Origin of the sequence: Salirhabdus salicampi, from assembly GCF_024259515.1 — a bacterium.
Classification (GTDB): domain Bacteria; phylum Bacillota; class Bacilli; order Bacillales; family Alkalibacillaceae; genus Salirhabdus_A; species Salirhabdus_A salicampi.
This window is the reverse complement of record NZ_JANBWE010000003.1, coordinates 1-23,027: the sequence shown is the minus strand read 5'-3', so window position 1 is coordinate 23,027 and position 23,027 is coordinate 1. Positions and strand designations below refer to the sequence as shown.

The following is a 23,027-nucleotide window of genomic DNA, read 5'->3' as shown; positions in this document are numbered from 1 at the left end:
AAGAGTAGGCATATCCGGTTAAACACCGTTAGTGTAATTAAGCTGGAAGACTTTATGTCTTCAATTAGGGTGGTATCGCGGGAAGTAACTCTCGTCCCTGTTTCATAGGGCGAGAGTTTTTTTGTGTCTAATTTTAAACGAAGGAGGAATTGTTATGCTTGATATGAAATTTTTACGTGACCATTTTGCTGAAGTAAAGGCGAAACTCCAAAATCGAGGAGAAGATTTAACCGATCTTGATCATTTTGAAGAATGGGACAATCGTAGAAGAGAATTAATAAAACAAAGTGAAGAGTTAAAGGCAAAGCGTAATGATGTTTCAAAACAAATTTCACAAATGAAAAAAGAAAAGAAAGATGCAGATCATTTAATTCTAGAGATGCGTGAAGTCGGGGAAAAAGTAAAAAGCTTAGATACAGAATTAAAAGAAGTGGAAGAAAAACTTGAACAGCTTTTACTTTCAATTCCTAATATTCCTCATGAAAGTGTACCAGTTGGGGAAGATGAAGATGACAATATAGAAGTCCGTAAATGGGGAGAAGTCCCTTCCTTCTCTTTTGAGGCTAAGCCACATTGGGATATAGCCAGCGAATTAAATATTTTGGACTTTGAGCGTGCGTCAAAAGTAACGGGAAGCCGTTTTGTTTTTTATAAAGGCTTAGGAGCTCGACTTGAACGTGCATTATTAAACTTTATGATGGATTTACAAGCGGATGAACATGGATATGAAGAAGTTATTCCACCTTTCATCGTCAACCGTGACAGCCTAACAGGAACAGGTCAATTACCAAAGTTTGAAGAGGATTTATTTAAGTTAGAAGGTTGGGATTACCACCTTATTCCAACAGCCGAGGTACCAGTTACAAACTTACATCGTGATGAAATATTGTCAGAAGAGGAACTTCCGAAAAAATTCGTAGCATACAGTGCGAATTTCCGTTCTGAGGCTGGTTCTGCTGGAAGAGATACTCGCGGCTTAATTCGTCAGCATCAGTTTAACAAAATTGAACTTGTGCAAATGGTTAAACCAGAAGAGTCATATGACGTATTAGAAGAATTAACAGGCCATGCAGAAAAAGTATTGCAACTGTTAAATTTACCTTACCGTGTAATGAGCATGTGTACCGGTGACTTAGGTTTTACGGCAGCGAAAAAGTACGACATTGAAGTTTGGTTACCAAGCTCAAATACGTACCGGGAAATTTCATCTTGTTCAAACTTTGAGGATTTTCAAGCGAGACGTGCGAAAATACGTTTTCGCAGGGGACCTAAGGCTAAACCGGAGTTTGTTCATACGTTAAATGGTTCAGGTTTAGCAATTGGAAGGACTGTTGCAGCTATTTTAGAGCATTATCAGCAAGAAGACGGGACAGTCATCATTCCAGAAGTGTTACGTCCATATATGGGAAATAAACAACAAATAGGGTAAGGAGAGGGTACTTTGTACCTTTCTCCTTATATCTATAATTTTTTTGAAAAATAAAACATTTTACATAGGACTTGCACACTTTTAGTTCATATGATATATTTTTTAAGTGTCAGTCAACGGAGGAGTACCCAAGTCTGGCTGAAGGGATCGGTCTTGAAAACCGACAGGGGCTTCACGGCCCGCGGGGGTTCGAATCCCTCCTCCTCCGCCATTAATGCGTATATAATTGGAGAAGGAACATAAATGAAGCATCCCTAAAATTGGGATGTTTTTTTATTTTGTCATAATTTTAGAAGGAAAACAGAGCGTTTTGTCGAATTATAGGGAAAGGATTACATTGGTCGGGGGATAAAAATGATAAAGAAAAAAAATCGAAAAAAAAGAACTAAAAATTGGACAATATTAATTATGTCCGATGCGAATGAGAAAGTTCGCCAAGTTAATATTCGAAAATCGTTGTTTAAAAGTACATTATCAATATCCGTTCTTTTCCTTATAGCATTCATTGTTTTCTTCGCATTTTCTCAATCGGCGATTCAAAAGTTAAAGGAAAAAAATGAGATATTATTATCAAGTATAGAAGAAAAGTCGAGTGAACTACAATCAGCTAATGAGCAGATTCATTACTTTGAAAAGAAAGCGGAATTAATAGATGTAAAAGTACAACATTTAGATCAAATCGAGCAGCAATTAAAAGAAATGATAGCAGCTATACAACCAGAACAAATAGAAGCCACTTCTAGTGCAGGACCTTCAGGTGGAATTGAATTTACAAGTATAGATGAAATATCGCTAAAAGAAGATGTTAATCGACTGGAAAAGGACCGTGCCCTAGAGTTAAAGTACTCAGAATTAATTGATACCATTCCGAGTTTAATTGAACGCTTTGAAACTACATTGGAACATTTCAGCTCAGTAAGAGAAAAGTTAGCACGAACTCCAATTGAGTGGCCTTCAAGTTCGTATCGAGTAACCTCGAATTTTGGAAATCGGGTAGATCCTTTTACATTTCAAAAGGCTGTACACAGTGGAATCGATATCGGTGGTGGATATGGTACCCCGATTTATGCAACAGCAGATGGAACAGTTACTTTCGCTGGACGAAATGGAGGCTACGGTAACTTTGTAGAAATCAAACATTCGTCTGTGTTTTCCACGAGATATGCACACATGGCGAACTTACATGTGGAAGAAGGCGAAAAAGTTGAAGTAGGAGATCAAATTGGCACGATGGGATCGACCGGTAGAAGTACAGGAGTTCATTTACATTATGAAATATTTAAAAATGGAAGAGCAGTTGATCCATATCCATATATGACATTTATTAGTCGCGTCTTAACAGAATAATCATTGGTGGAGGTTTTTTATATGTTTGCGAAAAATGGTCAAAATAGCCAGCAGTCTGCTGAAACGATGGATACAGTAATAGGAGCAGGAACTGTTGTTGAAGGAAATGTTAAAACGGAAGCTAGTCTTCGTATTGAAGGAAAAGTTCTGGGGGAAATACATTGTGATGGTGATTTAGTTGTAGGTACAGGTGGGATAGTAGAAGCAAATATTGACGGAAGAAATATCACAGTTTCTGGAACAGTTTGTGGGGATGTAAATGCTTCCGGTACTATTCATATTGAAGCGAAGGGTCAATTAAAAGGGAATGCAAAGATGAAAGCTTTTGTCATCGATGAAGGTGGAATTTTTGAAGGAGAAAGTAAAATGGTTTCTGACATTACCGTTATAGAAGGAAAGGCAAAAGAAAATAAAGAAAAGGCAAAATAAAAAAGAGGACATTTCGTCCTCTTTTTCTAGATTGTAGTTTGTCTTGTTGTAATGTTTCTAGATTTTTGTATGAACTCACCGATTCGATTTAAAATTGGTTCAAGAGACGACTCATCTTCAACAATGTCGTATTCGGCAATATTAATTCGTAATACAGGACAAGTATTAAAGTTATCAATCCAGTTTTGGTATCTATCGTACATTTCTTCCCAGTATTCTAATGGAGTTTCTTGTTCCATAGGACGTCCTCTAGATTGAATACGCTTTACAATGTCATCAAAAGAACCTTCTAAATAGATTAATAAATCAGGATGTGGGAAATATGGTGTCATTACCATAGCATCAAAAAGACTTGTGTACGTTTCATAATCCACTTTAGACATTGTCCCTTTTTCATAGTGCATTTTTGCGAAGATGCCTGTATCTTCGTAAATGGAACGATCTTGCACAAATCCTCCACCATATTCAAAAATTCGTTTTTGTTCCTTAAAGCGTTCCGCTAAAAAGTAAACTTGTAAATGAAAACTCCAGCGTTGAAAATCGGAATAAAATTTATCTAAATACGGATTGTTTTCGACCTTTTCAAATGAAGTACGAAATTGAAGTGCATTGGCAATTGCTGTAGTCATCGTTGACTTTCCTACACCTACGGTTCCGGCAATAGTGATCACTGCATCATTAGGGATACCGTAGCGGTTTTTCCTATTCATGAAATAACTTCCCCTTTTTTTAAATGGTTCTCAATCTGCTTAATCATGTACTGCAAATCTTCCTCACGCTTTATAAAATCTAAATGGTCACCGTTAAATCGTAAAACCGGAATATCAGGATTTTCTTTCTCGAAGTTTTCCATGAAAGCATCATAATCTTGAGAAAGTTGCTGTAAATAACTAGCTTGAATATTTTGTTCTACATCCCGTCCGCGGAGACGAATGCGATTTAATAATGTATCTAAGCTAGCGTGTAAATAAACCATAATATTTGGTTTAGGCATATCATTAGTTAATATGTGATAAATCTCCTCGTATTTCTTTAGTTGGCTTTCTTTTAACGTCCGTTTCGCAAATATCATATTTTTCGAAATATGATAGTCGGAAACAACAGGCATCTTGTTTTGTAAATATTTGCTCTCAGTGTCTTCTAGTTGCTTATAACGATTGCAAAGAAAGAACATTTCCGTTTGGAAGCTCCACTCTTCAATATTGTCGTAAAATTTTCCGAGAAAAGGATTTTCCTCAACAATTTCTTCAAGTAAATGATATTGAAAATGGGAAGCAATTTTGCCCGCCAAGGAAGTCTTTCCAACCCCGATAGGGCCTTCAACTGCGATAAAAGGTATGGACTTCATCCTTTTCCCCCCTAAGATGATAAAATTAGACAAAATATATTTTAACACAACAAGGGTTACCGGAGTAGTTACATGCTGTTTTGATATGACACCAATATTTGTCGAAAAAAAACATATAGTTTTTGTTGACATAATTACGTTTAACTTGCATAATACTAAAAAATCAATATAAATAAAATTGGTAATGATCAGGCCAGTAAATAATAAAACGAACGCCAGAGAATGGAATCCACCGGCTGAAAGATTCCAACGTTACGATATTATTGAAACCTACCTGTGAACCTTCAGGGATAAACCTGAACGCAAAACTTGCGTTATCAGATATAAGAGGATAACATGTACTTTCTATTACGTGTTATCAATAAAGGTGGTACCGCGGATGTTCAACCCATTCCGTCCTTTTTTAGGATGGAGTGGGTTTTTATATTTGAATTAAATAGGAGGTTAGAAGCATGGCGGATAGTAAAATATCCTTCATCGGAGCGGGTTCTATGGCTGAAGCGATTATTTCGGGTATTGTAAGTAAAGAATATGTAAAAGGTGATCAAATATATGTTACGAATAAAACAAGAGAAGATCGCTTGCAAACATTGCAAACAACATACGGAGTGAAATACTCCCAAAACAAACGGGAAGTGATTGAAGGAGCAGAGTTTATTATCCTTTCTGTAAAACCGAAGGATATTGAAGTAGCGTTACATTCTATTAAAAATTATGTAACGGAAGGTCAAATAATTGTATCTGTGTTAGCAGGAGTGTCCACTTCATACATTTCCACTCAGCTTGAAAAAGAGAATCCAGTCGTTCGGGCAATGCCAAATACCTCTGCTACGATTGGCTATTCAGCTACGGCGATTGCAGCTGGAAAATACGCAACTGATAAACATATAGAAAAGACAAAAAGGTTATTTCAGACGATTGGTACGACAACAGTAGTAGATGAAGATGAAATGCACGTTGTGACGGGCTTGTCTGGTAGTGGACCTGCTTATATCTATTACTTCGTTGAAGCGATGGAAGAAGCAGCAAAGAAAGCAGGACTCGAAGCAGATACGTCTAAAGAATTAATATTACAAACGTTGCTTGGTGCAGCAGAAATGTTGAAAGTGACGAATGAGAGTCCAACATCATTACGAAAAAAAATTATGAGCCCAGGAGGAACGACGCAGGCTGGTTTGGATACGTTACAAAAATATAATTACCAAGAGGCTTTAGTGGAATGTGTCAAACGAGCTGCTGAACGTTCAGAAGAACTTGGAAGTTCCTTTAAAGAATAATGTAGAATACATTTGCATGTAGCAACTCTTTTATATAGTAAGATTTCTCAATGGCTCCGTATTTCAGAGGATTGAGCATCGGCCCTCTAAAGCGTGCGTTACGAGTTCAAATCATGTCGGGGCAATTTCGATATATTCTTAAGATAAATCTTGACATTTTTAGGGAAGCAAGGTAGTCTTAAGTTCAAACAATTAAATATAATAAGATTATTCTTATCCAGAGAGGTGGAGGGACTGGCCCTTAGATACCTCGGCAACAGGCTGATAAGCACTGTGCCAATTCCAGAAGCGAAATTGCTGAAGATAAGGAGAGACCATTTACTAGAATGTTAATGAATTAGTATAAAGCCCTCTTCTTAATGGAAGAGGGCTTTTTTGCTATAAAAGAAAACTTGAGGAGGAACACCGATGAAAAGAAGTTTGGAACAAAGATTAAAAGAGGGAACAGTTATCGCAGGAGAAGGATATTTATTTGAAATGGAACGGCGTGGATATTTACAAGCAGGTTCCTTTGTGCCAGAAGTTGCCTTGGAGCATCCTGACGTATTAAAGCAGACATATAGAGACTATATGAACGCTGGGTCTGATGTAGTTTTAGCTTTTACATATAATGCACACCGTGAAAAAATGAGAATCATTGGTAAGGAGCATTTACTTGAGCCTTTAAATCGTAATGCAATACGATTAGCTAAAGAAGTAGCTAAAGAGCATCCGATAGAGGAAGCACTTGTGGCAGGGAATATTTCAAATACTAACATATTTGACCCTGAAGATCCTCAATCGAAAGAGAAAGTAAGAAGTATATTTGCAGAAATGGTGAAATGGTGTAAAGAGGAGGGGGTAGACTTTATTAATGCTGAAACTCTTTACTATCATGAAGAAGCTGTGATTGCATTAGAGGAAATTCAGAAACAAGATTTACCAGCCGTTGTTACATTAGGGCTTATGGGTGAAAACATCTTGCGTGATGGCTATACGGTAGAAGAATCTTGCAAAATCCTTTCTGAAAAAGGTGCATTAGTAGTCGGAATGAATTGCTTCCGCGGCCCAAATACGATGCAACCATACTTGAAGAAAATAACTGAAGAGGTAGATGGTTTTGTTGGGGGATTACCAATTCCATACCGTACATCAGAAGAATACCCAACGTTTTTCAATTTACCAGACGGTGGTTGTAGCTGTCACCTGCCAACTGAAACAACGTTCCCAACGTCGCTGGACCCTCTGTATCATAATCGGTATGAATTAGCAGAGTGGGCTAAGGAAGCAAAAAGTATTGGTGTCAACTATATCGGTCTTTGTTGTGGTGCATCCCCTGCTATGTTAAGAGCAGTAGCGGAAGCAGTAGGTATAGAAACGATTAACTCTAAATATTCACCTGACATGGAGAAACATTTCTTGTTTGGGAAAGACAAAACGTTAAAGGAACATAATCTACAATATCGTACAAAAGCATAAGCGCAAAAAGAGCCAACAGTATGATGTTGGCTCTTTTTTTATTCATTCAGTTCATTTAATAGTTGCTCAATTGCTACCGCAACACCGTTTTCGTCATTTGTTTTTGTTACGTGGGAGCAAACCTCCTTTATATCTTCATTAGCATTTCCCATTGCCACACCTCTACCTGCCATTTGTAACATGGAGACGTCATTGTAGTTATCGCCTATTGCCATCACTTCGTTCATAGAAATGCCTTTTTCATTTACATATCTTTGTAAAACCGTTCCTTTCTTTGCATCCTGGTGATTAAATTCTAAATTCCCTTTCCCAGAAGAAGTAATTACTAGTTCTTCTTCACCCTTTAACCGATGATAAACATTTTGTAGTTGTTCTTCTTGTAGAGATAGAGCAAACATTTTATAAAACGTTAGGTTTGAATGTAAAACTTGCTCATACTGATCAGTAAAATGGAATTGTTCATCTTCCATATGTTGTTCAACTAATTTTCGAATATCCTCTAATGGTGTTTGATTGTGAATCCTTGCTAATAAGGTAACAAATGATTCAACCGTTTGTTCCTTACTGCTAGAGTATACACCTTCATTTGTATAAATATCGTAATAGACTCCTTCAGCACTACATGCCGCGGCTATTTTTGAACAAAGTTCTTTGTTTAGTGGGAAATTCATGATTATCTTTCCCTCTTCTGACCGAACCTCTCCTCCGTTAAAACCAATGATTGGTGTATGCAAATTCTTTTCTCGTAATAACCGTTTTGCAGAAATATAAGAGCGGCCAGTCACAACAATTACTTCAATATTATTAGCAATCGCCTTTTCGATTGCTTGTTTATTCTCATCACTAATATCACCTCTAGAATTTAACAATGTACCATCCATATCTGTTGCAATAATCTTCATTATCCATTCCTGCCTTTTTGTTTTAACTGGACCCAGTCCATACGAGTGTAAAAGTACATATTATTTTCTTAATACTAACGTAAAGATAACAACATTTAAAGTGATGTCCCCTAAATCATACATCCATACCAAACTGTAATCCTTCGAATATTAATGACAAAGATGGTATATTCGGGAGGGAAAGGTATGCAAGTCCAACTAGTTCAGAGCAATAGTGGTATGGAGAGTCAAGTCTGTTTAATACCGTCATTAATCATAGAGCAATTATCAGTTAAAAAAGGTGCCAGATATGAAATTCAAGTCGGTCAACGAAAAATAAACGTTGTCGTAGACAGTCATGATCATAATCATGACCAAATGTATTTACCAGATAATGTGTTTAACCATTTGTTATTGATAGATAAGATGTTTGTGAATGTATGGATTCGTAATGGAATCATCCATTTAGGTCCAGTAATAGGTATATTTGTAAATCCGCGATTTATTCAGCGGATTGAAGAAGGCTGTGTACCTGTAAGTGCGACTGAACATGTGAAAGCAAATACTGAGACACACGCTTTTCTTTATTATTTTTCATTAGACAATATATATTGGTTTAAAGAGCAAATAACCGGATATGTATATAACGAATTAACACAGTCATGGGAGCAAAGAAATTTACCGATGCCTAATGTTATTTACGACAGAGCTGTGAAATTTGACACGTCATTAAAACCATTAGTTAAACATATAAGAAACCAATTCCACGAACACGACAACATTCATTATATTAATCAAGTGGACTATTTCGGAAAATGGGATGTTTATAAAGCATTGTCGAAATATAAGGATATTAAAAGCTATCTACCTGAAACCGAAGTTTACGAACGATTTGAACAAGTAAAAGAAATGTTGGATAACTATCATTTATTGTTCCTAAAGTCCTTTTACGGGAGCCTTGGTAAAGAGGTGATGGCAATCACGAAAGTAGCAGAAGGCTATGATCTCTCTTATTATGAAAAGGGATTAAAAACGATTCAACTATCCTCATTATCCGATGTAAAAGAGTATGTAAACCAATTTCTAAAAAACAAAAAATATATTATTCAACAAGGGATTCATGTGAAACGATACGGTGGTAAACAGACAGATGTTAGAGTGTTAGTTCAAAAAGATGCAAGTGGTAAATGGATTGCTGCCCCGATCCAAACAAGGGTATCAAAACGGGATTCGGCAATTACAAACGAATCACTAGGAGGGGAAGTTGCGCATTATGATGCGTTATTTAAACATGATTCAAACATGCCAACAGATCATGAAGTGAAAGAATTTGCCATTCACGTTACATCATATCTTGAAAAAGAATATGGATCATTAGGGGAAGTGGGAATAGATTTAGCCATTGATCAACGTGGAGAAATATGGTTTATCGAAGCGAATGCTAAGCCTGATAAAAATCCTGTTAAAGGATTTGATGATACGGAAGAGATATTACCTCAATTTTTATCTGTATTGGAATACGGAACATATTTAGCAGATGGCCATTTAATATCTCCTCATAAATCTTGGACTTTAACGATAAAGGAATGTGAAGGGAGTCATAACGTTATTACTGTTCCGACATTTATTTTTGAACGTTTATCCAACAACGAAATTAGTTTGAAGGTTGGATTAAATGAGAGAGAGGTAAATGTAAGGAAACATGATCTACAAGAATCAATCATTATTCCAAGTTCGATATTAGAGAAACTTCATATACAAGAGGATTGGAAGGTTAATGTTAAAGTTGAAGATGGACATTCATTACGGATTGGTCCAGTAATTGCGGTCTTTTCCTCGAACGGAAATGTAAAAAAACTCTTGAATCAGCAATACCGGTTCCGGTCGGAAGAGTTAGCGTTAGCGAATAATGATGCAAATACGATACTTTACCTTTTTACAGTAAAAGATGTTAACTTTCTTGACCGAACAATAAATGGAACGTTTTATAACGAGATGAAGAAAAAATGGGAGAAGAAGGTAATGCCATTTCCAGATATTTTGTATGATAGAGGTGGGGGGGTTCTCAAACATCAAAAGCATATTGGTCGATTTATTCGTGAACAATTTAAACAACATTCTCATATCCAAACGGTTAATGCCCAGCACTATTTCGATAAATGGAAGTTACATGAACAATTATATAAGCAGCAAGAAGTAAGACAATTTATGCCTGTAACGCTACAATATGAAAAACGGGAAGATATCGATCAGATGTTATCAAAATACCATACTATTTATGTAAAAGACCGGCAAGGTAGTAATGGAAAAGGTATTATGCGAATTAAAAGGGTTAAGGATCGTTATCATTATAGTTACGTAGCAGATGACCTATTTGAGGAATATTGTGATGACTTAGCAGAATTAATAAAGGGAATGGATCAATTTTTTGATCAAAAAAAGCTAATCATTCAACAAGGGATTGATGTTTTACAAGTTGGAGAACAGCCAATTGATATGAGAGCTACGGTGCAGCGGAATCATTTAGGTCAGCTTGAGATTGTCGCCTACCCTGTGCGAATTGGAAAAGAACGTGCTCCTATTACGAGTACGAGAACCGGCTCAGATGTTTACCAATTTGACTACTTCTTTACAAAGATTTTATCGTATAAGAAAAATGAGCTAATCCATTTAAATCGAAGAATAGAGACGTTTATATTCAAAGTGTATGAAGCGGTGGAAAAAGAGTTTGGAACGTTTGGAGAACTCGGAATTGATTTTGCTTTAGATCAAGGACATAATATTTGGTTTATTGAATGCAATGCAAAGCCGGGGCAGGATTCGTTGTTTATATCGTACGACCGGAATACAATAAAACGTGCATTTTTAAACCCGCTACAATATGCAAAATATTTAACAGGTTTTTCGTAAAATGATATAAGATATATAAAAGGAACCTGGAGTTATTACTACATTGAAGACGATACAATAACAGATCCTTCTTTCAGAGGATTTTTTACTGTTTATTAACACAAACTGATTTAAAAAGCACTGATGCATGATGTTCATGAGCAGTGCTTTTTTTCTTTTTTTTCAAAAAATACCTAGAAATGAAGGAAGGCTGAAGCATGTGTCGCTTATATAGGTAAATAGTCATAAAAAAACGTTCCGAAATCAAAGGAGTAGGTCAATCTAATGAATTCTCGTTTTTATGACAATGTTAGAGTCATTCGTGCGGCTATGCTTTCATATAATGGTATGGAAATGCACCCTCCTGTCATAAGTTGTCGTTATGTTAGCAAGGGAAGAAAAGGATGTTTAGACAGGAAAAAGAGATTCCATCATTTTTTCATCTTGCCACCAAGACCTTGCCTCAGGAAGCTCAAAGGATTGGATGATGGCAATAAATTGTTCTACTAAGTTACCATCAAACTGGTTCCAGGAGGACTTAACCAATTCTTCTAACGCTTCTTCGTACGTTAGTGGTGTTTTATTGTAACTTCTCCGGTCAATGGTCATTGTATCGAATGCATCACAAATACTAATAATACGTCCTTGCAAGGATATATCATCACCCTTTAATCCTCGGGGATAACCGTTTCCATCCCATCTTTCATGATGGTCACGGATAAATCCAGCTGCTCTTGGCATATTCAACTGTTTTCGTACAATTGTATTGCCGATGTGACTATGGGATTGAATAATTTGATATTCCAAATCAGTTAGTTTTGTTGGTTTTAATAAAATTTGGCGTGATAATCCAATCTTACCGATGTCATGGAGGAGAGAGGCAACTTGCATATCGGTATCGAGGCAACCATTTTTCTTAGCCAGGTTACACGACATATGCATGACACGTAACGAGTGGTATTTAAATGATGCTAAAATCTCATTATCTTGGGCTACGTTGTTAAATAGTTCCTTTGCTTTATGTAACATGAATGACCTCCTCAGTCATTTAAGGATACAATGTATATACCAATTTTTAAAGATATAAGGTAAATATGCTTATTTTCATAACGTCATAAATCCTTTATAACTAAAATATAAGTGATTAAATCAATGTCAACTTTGTTCTCTATGAATATAGTAAATAGAGATATTTAATTTTTCAATAGGAGGTGTAGTAAATGGAAGCACTTCTCAACCTCGAATTTACAGCCTACGTTGCCCTTGCTTTTATTTTGTATGCCATTCGAAGAGCGAGCAGAATTAGCAACCGTTATATTCCGTTAATTGGTATCTTTTTAGGTCTAGGTTTTGCAGTATTAGAAGCAAAAGCATTTAATTTTGAAATTATGTTATCGGGACTTAAATACGCTTTATATGGGGTAGGGACCGTAGCAGGTATTAAATATGTACAAAATGGAAATGGAGGGCATGATCAAGCGCTACTCTCTCTCTTACCTAAAAAGAATAAGAAAGAGGGAGCAAACACAGAAGATAACGATAATGAATCGCAGAAGGCATCAACAAATTCAGATACAAATGATGAAAATTCTAATGGTGGTGGAAGTATCCATCAACCATAAACAAGGCGCACATGGAGTGCGCCTTGTTTGGTTTAGTCATCCGTGCAACTTGAATAAGCAATCAACTAGACGCATTTCAGTTATTTTCCTCCTCAAATAGCCGTATTCATGCAGATGATAGGTTTGTCATCTTGCGCTCTTTTGAAATAGTAGTTTCCACCCTTTTTCTAATATTTCCCTTTAAAAAAAGATGGATGTTAGATATTATAAATATATGGAATATTTCAAAAATTAAATATTTTAGAGGTACTGTGCATATGTTTGTACAAAGGATTTAAGTTTCTATTAAATGAAACCGATTACATTCAAAGGGGTGGGAGAAATATGAATATGAAACCGATACGTGCGAGAGAAGGAAACTACAACTTAAAAAATTATGACGATGTGTACGCGAACTTCGATTGGAAGGAAGTAGAGAAAGAGTTTACTTGGCATGATACTGGAAAAGTAAATATTGCATATGAAGCCATTGACCGCCATGCAGAAAACCCTGAAAAACAAAATCAAGTTGCATTGCTATACTCTGATGCAAACAGGGAAGAGAAAATAACCTTCTCTGAGATGAAGGAAAAAAGTAACCAATTTGCGAATGTATTGAAAAGACAAGGTATAAATAAAGGAGACCGGGTATTTCTGTTTATGCCGAGAAGTCCTGAATTTTATATGAGCTTTCTAGGAATTCTCAAAATAGGGGCTATAGCTGGTCCACTTTTTGAAGCATTTATGGAACAAGCGGTAGAAGACCGACTGCAAGATAGTGAAGCTGTAATGCTTATTACTACACCTGATTTATTAGATCGTGTACCACAAGAAAACCTGCCGGATTTGAAGAAGATCGTGTTAGTCGGTGATACAACGAACGTTGAAGGAGAACAATATGTAGATTTCTTTCAAGAGATGAATCAAGCCTCAACGAATTACGAGCTAGAGTGGGTAGACTTAGAAGATGGAATGCTCATCCACTATACTTCTGGCTCTACTGGAAAACCAAAAGGTGTCTATCATGCCCATAATGCAATGATTCACCACTATCAAACAGGTAAATGGGTACTAGATTTAAAAGAAGAGGATATTTATTGGTGTACAGCTGATCCAGGTTGGGTTACTGGAACGAGTTACGGTGTATTTGCTCCTTGGTTAAATGGTGTTACAAATGTAATACGTGGTGGACGATTTACTCCTGATGATTGGTATAGCACAATTGAAAAGTATAATGTAAACATTTGGTATTCAGCACCGACAGCATTTCGTCGTTTAATGAGTGCAGGTGAGGAAAAAGTAAAACAATACAACTTATCTTCTCTTCGCCACATTATCAGTGTAGGTGAACCGTTAAATCCAGAAGTAATTCATTGGGGTATCGACGCCTTTAACTTGCGAATTCATGATTCGTGGTGGATGACAGAAACAGGCGGAATGCTCATTTCCAATTATCCATGTGTAGACATAAAACCTGGATCAATGGGAAAACCGTTTCCTGGTGTAGAAGCAGCAATTATTGATAACGAAGGGAATAAACTTCCACCAAGGCAGATGGGGAACTTGGCAATTCGAAAAGGCTGGCCTTCAATGATGAGACAAATTTGGAAACGTCCAGAGAAGTATGAAAGCTACTTTATTGGAGATTGGTATGTGTCAGGTGATAGTGCATACATGGATGAAGATGGATATTTCTGGTTCCAAGGCAGGTTGGATGATGTGATTCTAACTTCAGGAGAACGTGTAGGTCCTTTTGAAGTTGAGAGTAAATTAATTGAACATCCTGCAGTAGGTGAAGCAGGGGTTATTGGTAAACCGGATCCTGTTCGTGGGGAGATCATTAAAGCATTTGTTACACTGCGTGAAGGATATGAACCATCCGATGAATTACTGGAAGATATACGCCTATTTGTGAAAAAAGGGTTAAGTGCCCATGCTGCTCCTCGTGAGATTGAATTCAAAGATAAAATTCCTAAAACGAGAAGCGGAAAAATTATGAGACGATTACTTAAATCATGGGAGCTGGGATTGCCAACAGGAGATACATCAACATTAGAAGAATAGGATGAAGGCAAGGAATGTTTAGTTCCTTGCTTTTTTACGTGTTTTTATTGAGTCCTACATTTCAGTAATATACCATGTATATATCTAGTAGCAATTATAAAAGGGAGAGTACCTTCATGGGGAGTAACATATCAAAGAAAAGTACATTTTTGGAAACGATGCAATGGTTTGTCTTCTTATTAGCGAGTTCTATTGCGTTACCAATTGTTATTGGTACAATTTTTGAGATGTCCTTGCTTGAAATATCAGGACTCATGCAAAGGACTTTTTTCATTGTGGGGATTTCTTGTTTTCTTCAAGGGGTAATCGGACATCGGTTACCGATTGTTGATGGTCCGGCAGGGCTATGGATAAGTATGTTTGCTGTATATGCGACTATAGCTAGCCAAAAAGGTGTTAGTTTCACTTTAACGTTGCGCGAATTAGAAATGACGATGATACTAACAGGGATTTGTTTAGTATTGATGGGAGTGTTCCGGTTAGCCGAGAAGGTGATTCGCTTATTCAATCCTCTTATTACTGGTGCCTTTTTATTTATGTTAACCATTCAGTTGAGTGGTACATTTCTTAAAGGGATGTTAGGCATTGATGGTGAGAAAGTTGTAGCACAGCTTGATGCAACCCTTATCTCATTTTTTGTTTTCTTCTTTGTGCTTGGGTTCTCCATTCTATGGAAGGGTCCTTTGAAAAACTACGCTGTATTAATAGGAGTATCCATTGGTTGGATTTTACACGGAATTATTCACAAGCCCAAAATTAACATAGCTTCACTGCCCGTAATTCAATTTCCTGAACTATTTGCATGGGGTGCACCAAAATGGGATTGGGGATCCTTTCCGATAGCCATATTAATTGCATTAATTTTGTTATCAAATATTGTGGGATCATTGGCAGCAGCAAATCAAGTGTTGAACGGGAGCCCAGTATTCACACATGAACAGATGAATCGTGGAAGTTATACGTTAGGATTAAATCATGGGATCTCTGCTTTATTCTCCGGGGTTGCGGTTGTTACCCTCGCATCATCATCAGGTTTTATGGATATAACAGGGCAAAAGAGAAAAAAACCGTTTATGTATGCTTCCATCTTATTAATTTTTTTAGCTTTATTTCCGCCCATCGTATCTCTTATATCGATGATTCCATCTCCAGTTGCAAATGCGGCCTTATTAGCAACGTTTGTTCAGTTAATGGGTATCGGTTTATCAAACATTGCCAATGAACACTTAGATCAAAGAAAACTGACCATGCTAAGTATATCTTTTTTAGTAGGGATTGGTTTAATGTTTATGCCATCCCAAACATTTCAAGTCTTTCCTGAGCTTGTACAGAGCTTGTTAAGTAACGGTTTATTAGTAGGTACTGTCCTAATTATATTGCTTGACCAAATGTGGAAAGATAATAAAAGGGTGTAAGTAAGATAGGGGGAAGTGAGATTTGATTGTTGTTGAGAATGAACATTACTTCCAATTAATAAAACAACATGAACACGGTATTATTTCCGGGGAAATTGCTAACCATCTTCTGCATCCGTTTTTCATTGATAATGAACATACAGTTAAATACGCCATAAAGCATCATGATATTGCTTGGGACAAAATAGACGAGTATCCTAAATGGAACGAAGAAAGAATGAAGCCGTACTCCTTCATCGACTACCCAACAAATAAAAAAGTAGGCTTCTATCAACAAGGGATTAGTCTAGTTGAGTCTTCTTATCCATATGCTGGTTTGCTTTGCAGTCTCCACTATGTATCCTTCTTTTCTATGAACGACGATGAAAAGCATGTCCAAACTTTCCTGAAGAATGAATTCAATAGAAGGCAACGTATATTAGAGCAAGTAAAAGTGAGTGAAAAACGTGTGGAACTACATAAAAGGACGTTACAATTCTGTGATGACTTATCTTTATATATATGTATGAACAAGCCCGGGGTAAGTAAAGAGGAGGAATTATCTTGGTTTCGGGAAGGATTTCAACAAAGGTTTTCATTTATGGAAGACAAAATTCATGGGCATTGGCGAGACAAGAAACATGTAGTCATCGACCCCTTTCCCTTTAAAACGAACTTCACGGTATCTATACCTTTTAAAAGAGTGAAAAAAACTGATATTCTAAAAGAAGGATTTGTAAAAGCTGAGAAAAAAGCAGAACAAGAGAGGCGAGACGTTTCATTTGTACCATGTTAAAATAAACGCCTTAGAACAAAGTATCTAAGGCGTCTTCTTTTTTAAGGGTTCTTTACGACATCAAATCGGCTCTCAATTAAAGCCCAATTTTGAGGGAAAGCCAAGCCTAGTTTCCAGTAGCTTACACCTTTTAAGTTTAATTCTTTTACTAGATCAAACTTCCGTTGTATCGACCTTGCATCCTCAAACCAAACTTCGTGACGTTTTCCCTCGTCATCAGTATAAAAGAAAAAAGGTGCTTGTGATTCTTCATCATATTGAATATGCACATTTTGCTCTTTAGCCAATTGAATGGCTTGTTGGGGGCTAAGAGCCTTCGCAAACTCACCGCCAGGTTCATATGGAAGTGTCCAGTCATAACCATATAAATTTTGACCTAAGAAGATTTTTTCAGCAGGCATAACTGAAAGAGCATATTCAACAACTTCACGAACAGGCTTTATTGGCGAAACAGCCATAGCAGGACCACCACTGTAACCCCATTCATACGTCATAAGCACAACAAAGTCTACAATTTCTCCATGGGCAGCATAATCGTGGGCGGTATACCATGCACCTTCTTGTTCTGCAGATGTTTTCGGGGCCAAGGCAGTTGAAATTTGTAATCCAGCGTTAGATAATCGTTGTTTTGCTTTCCGAAGAAATTGATTATAATCTTCACGTGTTTCCGGTGGTAAAAATTCTAAATCAAAATGAATATCGCGATAACCTACCTGATTTGCAGTGTTAATAATATTAGAAAGTAGATTATCTTGAAATTGTTGGTCAGTTACAATCAAGCGCCCGAGTTCTTTATTAAATTCTCCCTCTTCTAAATTCGTTACAACCATCATAAGAGCTGCATTATTTTCGGCAGCAATTTGAGGAAATTGGTCTAGAGGTGGTTCCACTAACGAAGCGTCCCGGTTCACACGATAACTAAAAGGGGCTAAATACGATAAATGACGGGTTCTCCTTCTAGTTGACTGGCGCAATGTCTCACTAACAGAATCGCCGATTGGTTCTGCATAAGCATTAAAGTATGCTCTCGTTTTTTGTTTTTGGGGCAATTGCAAAATTTGCCCAACCTCAAGGGAGGTGTTCGGCTGTATTTGATTTACCTCTGCGATTTGTTGTTGGGAAATGTTAAATGTTTGGCCAATTGAGTAAAGAGAGTCCCCTTGTTGTACTACATATTGGTTACTCGGTATAACAAGCGCTTGACCGACCACTAAGTTTTCTGGCGTTTCCAGCTCATTTATGTTTACAATTTGTTCAGTGGATACTTGAAAACGATTGGCAATTCGAAAAATAGAGTCCCCTTCTTTTACGACATATATCAGCATTAAGATACTCCTTTCCAAAAAAATACTCTATACATATGTATGAAGCCCAAAGTGAATTGTTCTAACGGACATGTTAATGAGTTGATTTTTTAAAAGAATGTATGAATGGATGATGAAAGTGAAGAATGATATGAAACATAAAAATCCGTGTATTAGTGATGAACATTATATGAGTTTGGCAATCGAGGAAGCAAAAAAGGCTGCTACAATTGAAGAGGTGCCTATTGGTGCTGTTATTGTAGACGAAAAAGGAGTAGTAATAGCAAAAGCCCACAATTTACGGGAAACAACTCAACTTGCGAAAAGTCATGCTGAATTTCTTGCAATTGAAAAAGCAAATGAACAATTAGGTAGTTGGCGCTTAGAAAACTGTACGCTGTATGTTACTCTTGAACCTTGTCCAATGTGTGCAGGGGCGATTATGCAAGCTAGAATTCCTCGAGTTGTTTTTGGGGCATATGATCCGAAAGCAGGCAGTTGTGGTTCTTTGTTAAATCTGTTACAAGACCCTCGATTTAATCATAGGGCAGAGGTTACCCCGAATATTTTAGGACAAGAGTGTGGAAAGCTGTTAACACAGTTTTTTCAGGCCTTGCGCAACAAGAAAAAGAAAATGTAGTAAAAAGTTGCCATTCGTAAACCATTGCATTTTATCGAAAAAGTGTATATACTTGTTTATGCACTCTTACAGTGCAACTAAAAATTGTTAGCAGATTTGCCGTGCTAGGTGGGGAGGTAGCGGTGCCCTGAACTCGCAATCCGCTATAGCGAGGCTGAATTCCCATCTGAGGTGAATTGGTTTTAAGGTCTGCCTTAAGAGATTGGTGTTGACACTCGGGTCCTGCGCAATAGGAACCCGTGAACCCTGTCAGATCCGGAAGGAAGCAGCAGTAAGCGGACATTCTTATGTGCCGCGGGATAGCCTGGGTCGAGCCATGAACTTAAGTAACGCTTAGGGCCAGTTCATCAAAGATGGGTGCACGGTATTAAATATAAACAACAGCTCACCATGAAAGGTGAGTTTTTTTGTTATATATGTACATATATAGTTTTTGAACAGAGGTTGAGATTCAGTTATAATGAGAAAGAAACCGCAAAGGAGAACGGGACTATGAGTTACCAAGCTTTATATCGAGTGTGGCGTCCGAAAATTTTTCGCGATGTAGTAGGACAAGAGCATATCACAAGAACTTTGCAAAACGCCATTGTTCAAAACAAGTTTTCCCACGCGTATCTTTTTTCCGGCCCCCGGGGAACAGGAAAAACGAGTGCTGCAAAAATATTTGCTAAAGCTGTTAACTGTGAGCGTTCTCCTATAAAGGAACCTTGTAACGAATGTTCTGCTTGTTTAGGGATACAAAATGGATCTATATCAGATGTTATTGAAATAGATGCGGCATCTAACAACGGAGTAGATGATATAAGGGAAATACGGGATAAAGTGAAATATGCCCCGAGCGCGGTGAGATATAAAGTATATATAGTAGATGAAGTACACATGCTTTCAACAGGTGCTTTTAATGCCTTATTAAAAACATTAGAGGAACCACCGCAACATGTTATCTTTATACTAGCGACAACGGAGCCACATAAAATTCCGTTAACAATTATCTCCCGTTGTCAACGCTTTGATTTTAAACGAATCTCCCAACACTCCATTATTAGTCGTCTGCAAGAAATTATGGATGCTGAAAACATTAAAGTGGAAGAAGAAGCGCTCAAAACCGTCGCCTTAGCTGCAGAGGGCGGAATGCGAGATGCACTAAGTTTGATTGATCAAGCGATATCGTACAGCGAGGATAACGTTGTTGAATTAAACGATGTATTAGCAGTAACAGGTTCGGTCTCTCAAAAGAAACTTGGAGAAATTGTACAATACTTAGATCGTAAAGAAGTTAAAAGTGCTCTACAGTTAGTTGACCAATTTTTCCAAGAAGGAAAAGACCCGGGAAGGTTTGTTCTTGACTTGATTTACTATTTAAGAGATGTACTTTTATACCAAAGTTCTTCCCAGGGTGAAGAGCTTCTTGAAAGAGCTATTCCCAATAACGTGTTTTATGAACTTTCGGAAACATTAAATGCTGGCTGGATTCAAAGTGCGATTAAACGATTAAATGAATGTCAACAGGAGATGAAATGGACAAATAGTCCGAAAGTCTTTTTAGAAATCGCACTATTACACATAGCGGAAGCAGAAGGTGTAACAAGTAAGGCAGAGGCAGAAATAGCAACAATACCTAGTGAATATGTTCAAAAAATAGAGCAATTAGAAAAGGCCTTGCATACGTTAAAACAGTCGGGGATAGAAGGAGAGAAAAAAGAGAAAGAAAAACCTTCTACGCCGACAAGGTCAGCAGGACGTAAATATAAAGTTCCATATGAACGAATTCGGGTTGTTTTAGAAGATGCATCAAAACAAGTGTTGAAATCGATACAAAGCCAATGGGGTTCATTTATGGACTCAGTAAAACGAAACAGTGCTCCTGCTCATGCAAAGTTAATGAATAGTAAGCCGGTTGCAGCTTCTGAAGATGCCCTCGTCTTATCATTCAAATATGAAATACACTGTTCCCTCGTTTTAGAAAATCAGGAAACCATTGAGTCTTTGTTAGCTGATTATTTAGGGAAGCGGATGACTATCATTCCAATACCCGAAAATGATTGGATTCAATTACGGGAGGAATATGTTAAGAAACAACGGCAGCAGGAAGGATCAAACGAAGATGAGCAACAGGAGGAAGATCCGGTTGTTGCGGAAGCCCGAAAACTTGTTGGCGATGATTTGTTAGAAATTCAAGATACTTAATTATACTAAGGAGGAATCATTATGCGTGGTGGAATGGGAAACATGAATAATATGATGAAACAAATGCAAAAAATGCAAAAAAAGATGATGGAAGCACAAGAGGAACTGCACAAAGAAAGTTTTGAAGCGACAGCCGGTGGAGGAATGGTGAAAGTTGTTGCAAACGGGAAAAAGGAAATAGTAGATGTAGAAATTAATGAAGAAGTTGTAGATCCTGATGATGTTGACATGTTACAAGATTTAATCATCGCAGCCACTAATGACGTATTGAAACAAGTAGATGAAAAGACAAATTCAACAATGGGACAGTTTACGAAAGGGTTGAATATGCCAGGCATGTTCTAGGAGGAATCAACAAATGTATTATCCTGAACCGATTTCCAAACTAATTGACAGTTTTACCAAATTGCCAGGAATTGGGCCAAAAACGGCGGTTCGCCTGGCCTTTTTTGTTTTAGATATGAAAGAAGATGATGTATTAGATTTTGCCAAATCATTAGTTAGTGCAAAGAGAGAATTAACACACTGTTCAGTTTGTGGTTATATTACAGATCGGGATCCTTGTTCTATATGTGAGGATGAATCAAGAGATGAGTCAATCATTTGTGTTGTTCAAGACTCTAAAGATGTAATAGCTATGGAAAAGATGAAGGAGTATAACGGACGTTACCATGTGTTGCACGGAGCAATATCCCCGATGGATGGAATAGGTCCAGAAGACATTAATGTCCCTTCCTTGATCAACCGGTTAAAAAACGAAAATATTAATGAATTAATTTTAGCGACAAACCCGAATATAGAAGGTGAAGCAACAGCTATGTATATCTCTCGATTAGTAAAACCAGCTGGTATAAGGACAACTCGTATAGCACACGGTCTTCCGGTTGGAGGCGACTTAGAATATGCAGATGAAGTAACATTGTCCAAAGCATTGGAAGGAAGAAGAGACTTGTAAGGAGTTGAGTTGGATAATGTTTGGAAAGAGGAAATTTAAACGCAAAAACTATGACCAACAATTAATAGAAAATATCGATTTGTTTCGAGGAAGATGGAATCAATTAAATGACATCCTGGAAAATAGTATTGAACCAAGTGAGAAAGGATTATTTGACCAGAAACTGGCGAAGGCAAAGTATTTCTTCCTATTGAGAGAAGCAAGACATCGTCATATAAAATAGTTCTACCTCTTCATTCTTAGTCATATCATTTAATAGAAGGACAAGAATGGGGGATTTGAGAATGAATTCGTATCTTGTTATAGGTGTCATACTAGTCGTTATCTTACTATTTTTATTAAAAGGTGTACCTTTAAAGGCGGTACGTCTTTTGTCGTCGGGACTAGTTAAAGTTTTGATTGGTGCGCTATTACTGTTCTTTTTAAATGTGTTTGGTGCGAATTTTGGCCTTCACGTTCCGATCAACTTGTTTACAGTATTTGTATCTGGTTTTTTAGGTTTACCAGGTCTTGCTTCTTTAGTGGCGATACACATTATCTTATTACCATAAATTGGGCTGGCCCAACAGCCCAATTAGTGTTGCAAAGATATATCACTCATGATATATTATTCCTTGCCTGACAAAAGGGTAACAAGTTATACGTAATTATTAAAAACATTATAAAAATGTGTTGACTTAAACAAATCAGTTATGTATAATTATAAAAGTCGCCAATTTGGCGCAACAATATAGTTCGAACCTTGAAAACTGAACAAAACGACCAGTAATGTCAATTTCGATTTTTTTATTATTTAGCTAGAGACCAAGTTTTCTAACTTTTATGGAGAGTTTGATCCTGGCTCAGGACGAACGCTGGCGGCGTGCCTAATACATGCAAGTCGAGCGCGGGAAGCAATTGGATCTCTTCGGAGTGACGATTGTGGAACGAGCGGCGGACGGGTGAGTAACACGTGGGCAACCTGCCTGTAAGATCGGGATAACTCCGGGAAACCGGGGCTAATACCGAATGAGATCTGAGACCGCATG

Annotated in this window: 21 protein-coding genes, 1 tRNA gene, 1 rRNA gene, 1 other RNA gene, 1 riboswitch and 2 other annotated features (1 of these 27 running past the window's edge); of the genes, 19 read left to right on the top strand and 5 right to left on the bottom strand. The window is 37.3% G+C overall.

All coding sequences use genetic code 11. The features are described 5' to 3' along the window. Positions 1–102: a binding site (T-box leader), on the top strand; it begins 116 nt to the left of the window's first position. A 52-nt stretch (positions 103–154) separates the two neighbouring features. The 4 genes from serS (at position 155) to NLW78_RS10115 (ending at position 3,205) form a co-directional block, all read left to right on the top strand. After that, positions 155–1,429, top strand: a complete 1,275-nt coding sequence (serS, locus tag NLW78_RS10130) for a serine--tRNA ligase (protein WP_254496998.1) — start codon at positions 155–157, stop codon at positions 1,427–1,429. A gap of 118 nt (positions 1,430–1,547) precedes the next feature. Further along, positions 1,548–1,640 (top strand) — tRNA-Ser (locus NLW78_RS10125). A 143-nt stretch (positions 1,641–1,783) separates the two neighbouring features. Next, a complete protein-coding gene (locus NLW78_RS10120) occupies positions 1,784–2,776 on the top strand; it encodes a M23 family metallopeptidase (protein ID WP_254496996.1) in 993 nt (330 codons plus the stop codon). 21 nt (positions 2,777–2,797) lie between these two features. After that, entirely contained in the window at positions 2,798–3,205 is a 408-nt protein-coding gene (locus NLW78_RS10115; protein WP_254496995.1) for a bactofilin family protein, read from the top strand. Between the two features lie 26 nt (positions 3,206–3,231). Here NLW78_RS10115 and NLW78_RS10110 read toward each other — a convergent pair whose 3' ends face one another. After that, the gene (locus NLW78_RS10110) at positions 3,232–3,915 is read right to left on the bottom strand and encodes a deoxynucleoside kinase (protein ID WP_254496993.1); all 684 of its coding nucleotides are present in this window, start codon (positions 3,913–3,915) and stop codon (positions 3,232–3,234) included. Further along, positions 3,912–4,553: a deoxynucleoside kinase gene (locus tag NLW78_RS10105; RefSeq protein ID WP_254496992.1), complete on the bottom strand. Its 642-nt coding sequence runs from the start codon at positions 4,551–4,553 to the stop codon at positions 3,912–3,914. The genes NLW78_RS10110 and NLW78_RS10105 overlap by 4 nt, the downstream gene beginning before the upstream one ends. A gap of 175 nt (positions 4,554–4,728) precedes the next feature. Next, positions 4,729–4,957 (top strand) — a binding site (T-box leader). A gap of 48 nt (positions 4,958–5,005) precedes the next feature. Here NLW78_RS10105 and proC point away from each other — a divergent pair. Further along, positions 5,006–5,830 (top strand): pyrroline-5-carboxylate reductase, encoded by an 825-nt coding sequence (gene proC / locus NLW78_RS10100; RefSeq protein WP_254496991.1) that lies wholly within the window; start codon positions 5,006–5,008, stop codon positions 5,828–5,830. A 210-nt stretch (positions 5,831–6,040) separates the two neighbouring features. Further along, a riboswitch (SAM riboswitch) is annotated at positions 6,041–6,140 on the top strand. A 98-nt stretch (positions 6,141–6,238) separates the two neighbouring features. Further along, complete coding sequence (locus tag NLW78_RS10095) at positions 6,239–7,288, top strand: homocysteine S-methyltransferase family protein (RefSeq protein WP_254496990.1); 1,050 nt, start codon at positions 6,239–6,241, stop codon at positions 7,286–7,288. Between the two features lie 38 nt (positions 7,289–7,326). Here the strand turns inward: NLW78_RS10095 and NLW78_RS10090 are convergent, their stop codons facing one another. Then, complete coding sequence (locus NLW78_RS10090) at positions 7,327–8,190, bottom strand: Cof-type HAD-IIB family hydrolase (protein ID WP_254496989.1); 864 nt, start codon at positions 8,188–8,190, stop codon at positions 7,327–7,329. Between the two features lie 186 nt (positions 8,191–8,376). Between NLW78_RS10090 and NLW78_RS10085 the strand changes: the two genes are divergently transcribed. Next, complete coding sequence (locus tag NLW78_RS10085) at positions 8,377–11,079, top strand: YheC/YheD family endospore coat-associated protein (protein ID WP_254496988.1); 2,703 nt, start codon at positions 8,377–8,379, stop codon at positions 11,077–11,079. A 387-nt stretch (positions 11,080–11,466) separates the two neighbouring features. Here the strand turns inward: NLW78_RS10085 and NLW78_RS10080 are convergent, their stop codons facing one another. After that, complete coding sequence (locus tag NLW78_RS10080) at positions 11,467–12,087, bottom strand: HD-GYP domain-containing protein (RefSeq protein ID WP_254496986.1); 621 nt, start codon at positions 12,085–12,087, stop codon at positions 11,467–11,469. 191 nt (positions 12,088–12,278) lie between these two features. Here NLW78_RS10080 and NLW78_RS10075 point away from each other — a divergent pair, with 191 nt between their 5' ends. The 4 genes from NLW78_RS10075 (at position 12,279) to NLW78_RS10060 (ending at position 16,913) form a co-directional block, all read left to right on the top strand. Then, the gene (locus tag NLW78_RS10075) at positions 12,279–12,680 is read left to right on the top strand and encodes a phage holin family protein (protein WP_254496985.1); all 402 of its coding nucleotides are present in this window, start codon (positions 12,279–12,281) and stop codon (positions 12,678–12,680) included. 324 nt (positions 12,681–13,004) lie between these two features. Beyond that, positions 13,005–14,723, top strand: a complete 1,719-nt coding sequence (gene acsA / locus NLW78_RS10070; RefSeq protein ID WP_254496984.1) for an acetate--CoA ligase — start codon at positions 13,005–13,007, stop codon at positions 14,721–14,723. Between the two features lie 116 nt (positions 14,724–14,839). Further along, on the top strand, positions 14,840–16,138 hold the full coding sequence (locus tag NLW78_RS10065) for a purine/pyrimidine permease (protein ID WP_254496983.1): 1,299 nt from the start codon (positions 14,840–14,842) through the stop codon (positions 16,136–16,138). A 22-nt stretch (positions 16,139–16,160) separates the two neighbouring features. Beyond that, on the top strand, positions 16,161–16,913 hold the full coding sequence (locus NLW78_RS10060) for a DUF3891 family protein (protein WP_254496981.1): 753 nt from the start codon (positions 16,161–16,163) through the stop codon (positions 16,911–16,913). A 41-nt stretch (positions 16,914–16,954) separates the two neighbouring features. Here NLW78_RS10060 and NLW78_RS10055 read toward each other — a convergent pair whose 3' ends face one another. Continuing rightward, complete coding sequence (locus NLW78_RS10055; RefSeq protein ID WP_254496980.1) at positions 16,955–18,238, bottom strand: glycoside hydrolase family 18 protein; 1,284 nt, start codon at positions 18,236–18,238, stop codon at positions 16,955–16,957. A gap of 130 nt (positions 18,239–18,368) precedes the next feature. Between NLW78_RS10055 and tadA the strand changes: the two genes are divergently transcribed. From tadA to NLW78_RS10015, 8 genes are all read left to right on the top strand, one after another. After that, positions 18,369–18,857, top strand: coding sequence for a tRNA adenosine(34) deaminase TadA (gene tadA / locus NLW78_RS10050; protein WP_254496979.1), 489 nt, complete (start codon positions 18,369–18,371; stop codon positions 18,855–18,857). A 99-nt stretch (positions 18,858–18,956) separates the two neighbouring features. After that, positions 18,957–19,222: signal recognition particle sRNA large type (gene ffs / locus NLW78_RS10045), an RNA gene on the top strand. A 127-nt stretch (positions 19,223–19,349) separates the two neighbouring features. Next, positions 19,350–21,044: a DNA polymerase III subunit gamma/tau gene (gene dnaX, locus NLW78_RS10040; protein WP_254496978.1), complete on the top strand. Its 1,695-nt coding sequence runs from the start codon at positions 19,350–19,352 to the stop codon at positions 21,042–21,044. Positions 21,045–21,065: 21 nt separating this feature from the next. After that, positions 21,066–21,389: a YbaB/EbfC family nucleoid-associated protein gene (locus NLW78_RS10035; protein ID WP_254496977.1), complete on the top strand. Its 324-nt coding sequence runs from the start codon at positions 21,066–21,068 to the stop codon at positions 21,387–21,389. Positions 21,390–21,402: 13 nt separating this feature from the next. Then, positions 21,403–21,999: a recombination mediator RecR gene (gene recR, locus NLW78_RS10030; RefSeq protein ID WP_254496976.1), complete on the top strand. Its 597-nt coding sequence runs from the start codon at positions 21,403–21,405 to the stop codon at positions 21,997–21,999. A gap of 16 nt (positions 22,000–22,015) precedes the next feature. Next, positions 22,016–22,222, top strand: coding sequence for a YaaL family protein (locus NLW78_RS10025; RefSeq protein ID WP_254496975.1), 207 nt, complete (start codon positions 22,016–22,018; stop codon positions 22,220–22,222). Between the two features lie 61 nt (positions 22,223–22,283). Next, entirely contained in the window at positions 22,284–22,550 is a 267-nt protein-coding gene (locus NLW78_RS10020; RefSeq protein WP_254496974.1) for a pro-sigmaK processing inhibitor BofA family protein, read from the top strand. Between the two features lie 268 nt (positions 22,551–22,818). Continuing rightward, a 16S ribosomal RNA gene (locus NLW78_RS10015) occupies positions 22,819–23,027 on the top strand; the annotation flags it as partial.

Excerpts from the sequence above, each read along its gene's own strand:
- NLW78_RS10120 (WP_254496996.1), top strand. The coding sequence starts at position 1,784 with ATGATAAAGAAAAAAAATCGAAAAAAAAGAACTAAAAATTGGACAATA.
- NLW78_RS10110 (WP_254496993.1), bottom strand. The coding sequence starts at position 3,915 with ATGAATAGGAAAAACCGCTACGGTATCCCTAATGATGCAGTGATCACT.
- dnaX (WP_254496978.1), top strand. The coding sequence starts at position 19,350 with ATGAGTTACCAAGCTTTATATCGAGTGTGGCGTCCGAAAATTTTTCGC.
- NLW78_RS10115 (WP_254496995.1), top strand. The coding sequence starts at position 2,798 with ATGTTTGCGAAAAATGGTCAAAATAGCCAGCAGTCTGCTGAAACGATG.
- serS (WP_254496998.1), top strand. The coding sequence starts at position 155 with ATGCTTGATATGAAATTTTTACGTGACCATTTTGCTGAAGTAAAGGCG.
- tadA (WP_254496979.1), top strand. The coding sequence starts at position 18,369 with ATGAAACATAAAAATCCGTGTATTAGTGATGAACATTATATGAGTTTG.
- NLW78_RS10080 (WP_254496986.1), bottom strand. The coding sequence starts at position 12,087 with ATGTTACATAAAGCAAAGGAACTATTTAACAACGTAGCCCAAGATAAT.
- NLW78_RS10055 (WP_254496980.1), bottom strand. The coding sequence starts at position 18,238 with ATGCTGATATATGTCGTAAAAGAAGGGGACTCTATTTTTCGAATTGCC.
- NLW78_RS10025 (WP_254496975.1), top strand. The coding sequence starts at position 22,016 with ATGTTTGGAAAGAGGAAATTTAAACGCAAAAACTATGACCAACAATTA.
- NLW78_RS10105 (WP_254496992.1), bottom strand. The coding sequence starts at position 4,553 with ATGAAGTCCATACCTTTTATCGCAGTTGAAGGCCCTATCGGGGTTGGA.
- recR (WP_254496976.1), top strand. The coding sequence starts at position 21,403 with ATGTATTATCCTGAACCGATTTCCAAACTAATTGACAGTTTTACCAAA.
- NLW78_RS10075 (WP_254496985.1), top strand. The coding sequence starts at position 12,279 with ATGGAAGCACTTCTCAACCTCGAATTTACAGCCTACGTTGCCCTTGCT.
- NLW78_RS10085 (WP_254496988.1), top strand. The coding sequence starts at position 8,377 with ATGCAAGTCCAACTAGTTCAGAGCAATAGTGGTATGGAGAGTCAAGTC.
- NLW78_RS10035 (WP_254496977.1), top strand. The coding sequence starts at position 21,066 with ATGCGTGGTGGAATGGGAAACATGAATAATATGATGAAACAAATGCAA.
- NLW78_RS10020 (WP_254496974.1), top strand. The coding sequence starts at position 22,284 with ATGAATTCGTATCTTGTTATAGGTGTCATACTAGTCGTTATCTTACTA.
- NLW78_RS10065 (WP_254496983.1), top strand. The coding sequence starts at position 14,840 with ATGGGGAGTAACATATCAAAGAAAAGTACATTTTTGGAAACGATGCAA.
- acsA (WP_254496984.1), top strand. The coding sequence starts at position 13,005 with ATGAATATGAAACCGATACGTGCGAGAGAAGGAAACTACAACTTAAAA.
- proC (WP_254496991.1), top strand. The coding sequence starts at position 5,006 with ATGGCGGATAGTAAAATATCCTTCATCGGAGCGGGTTCTATGGCTGAA.
- NLW78_RS10095 (WP_254496990.1), top strand. The coding sequence starts at position 6,239 with ATGAAAAGAAGTTTGGAACAAAGATTAAAAGAGGGAACAGTTATCGCA.
- NLW78_RS10090 (WP_254496989.1), bottom strand. The coding sequence starts at position 8,190 with ATGAAGATTATTGCAACAGATATGGATGGTACATTGTTAAATTCTAGA.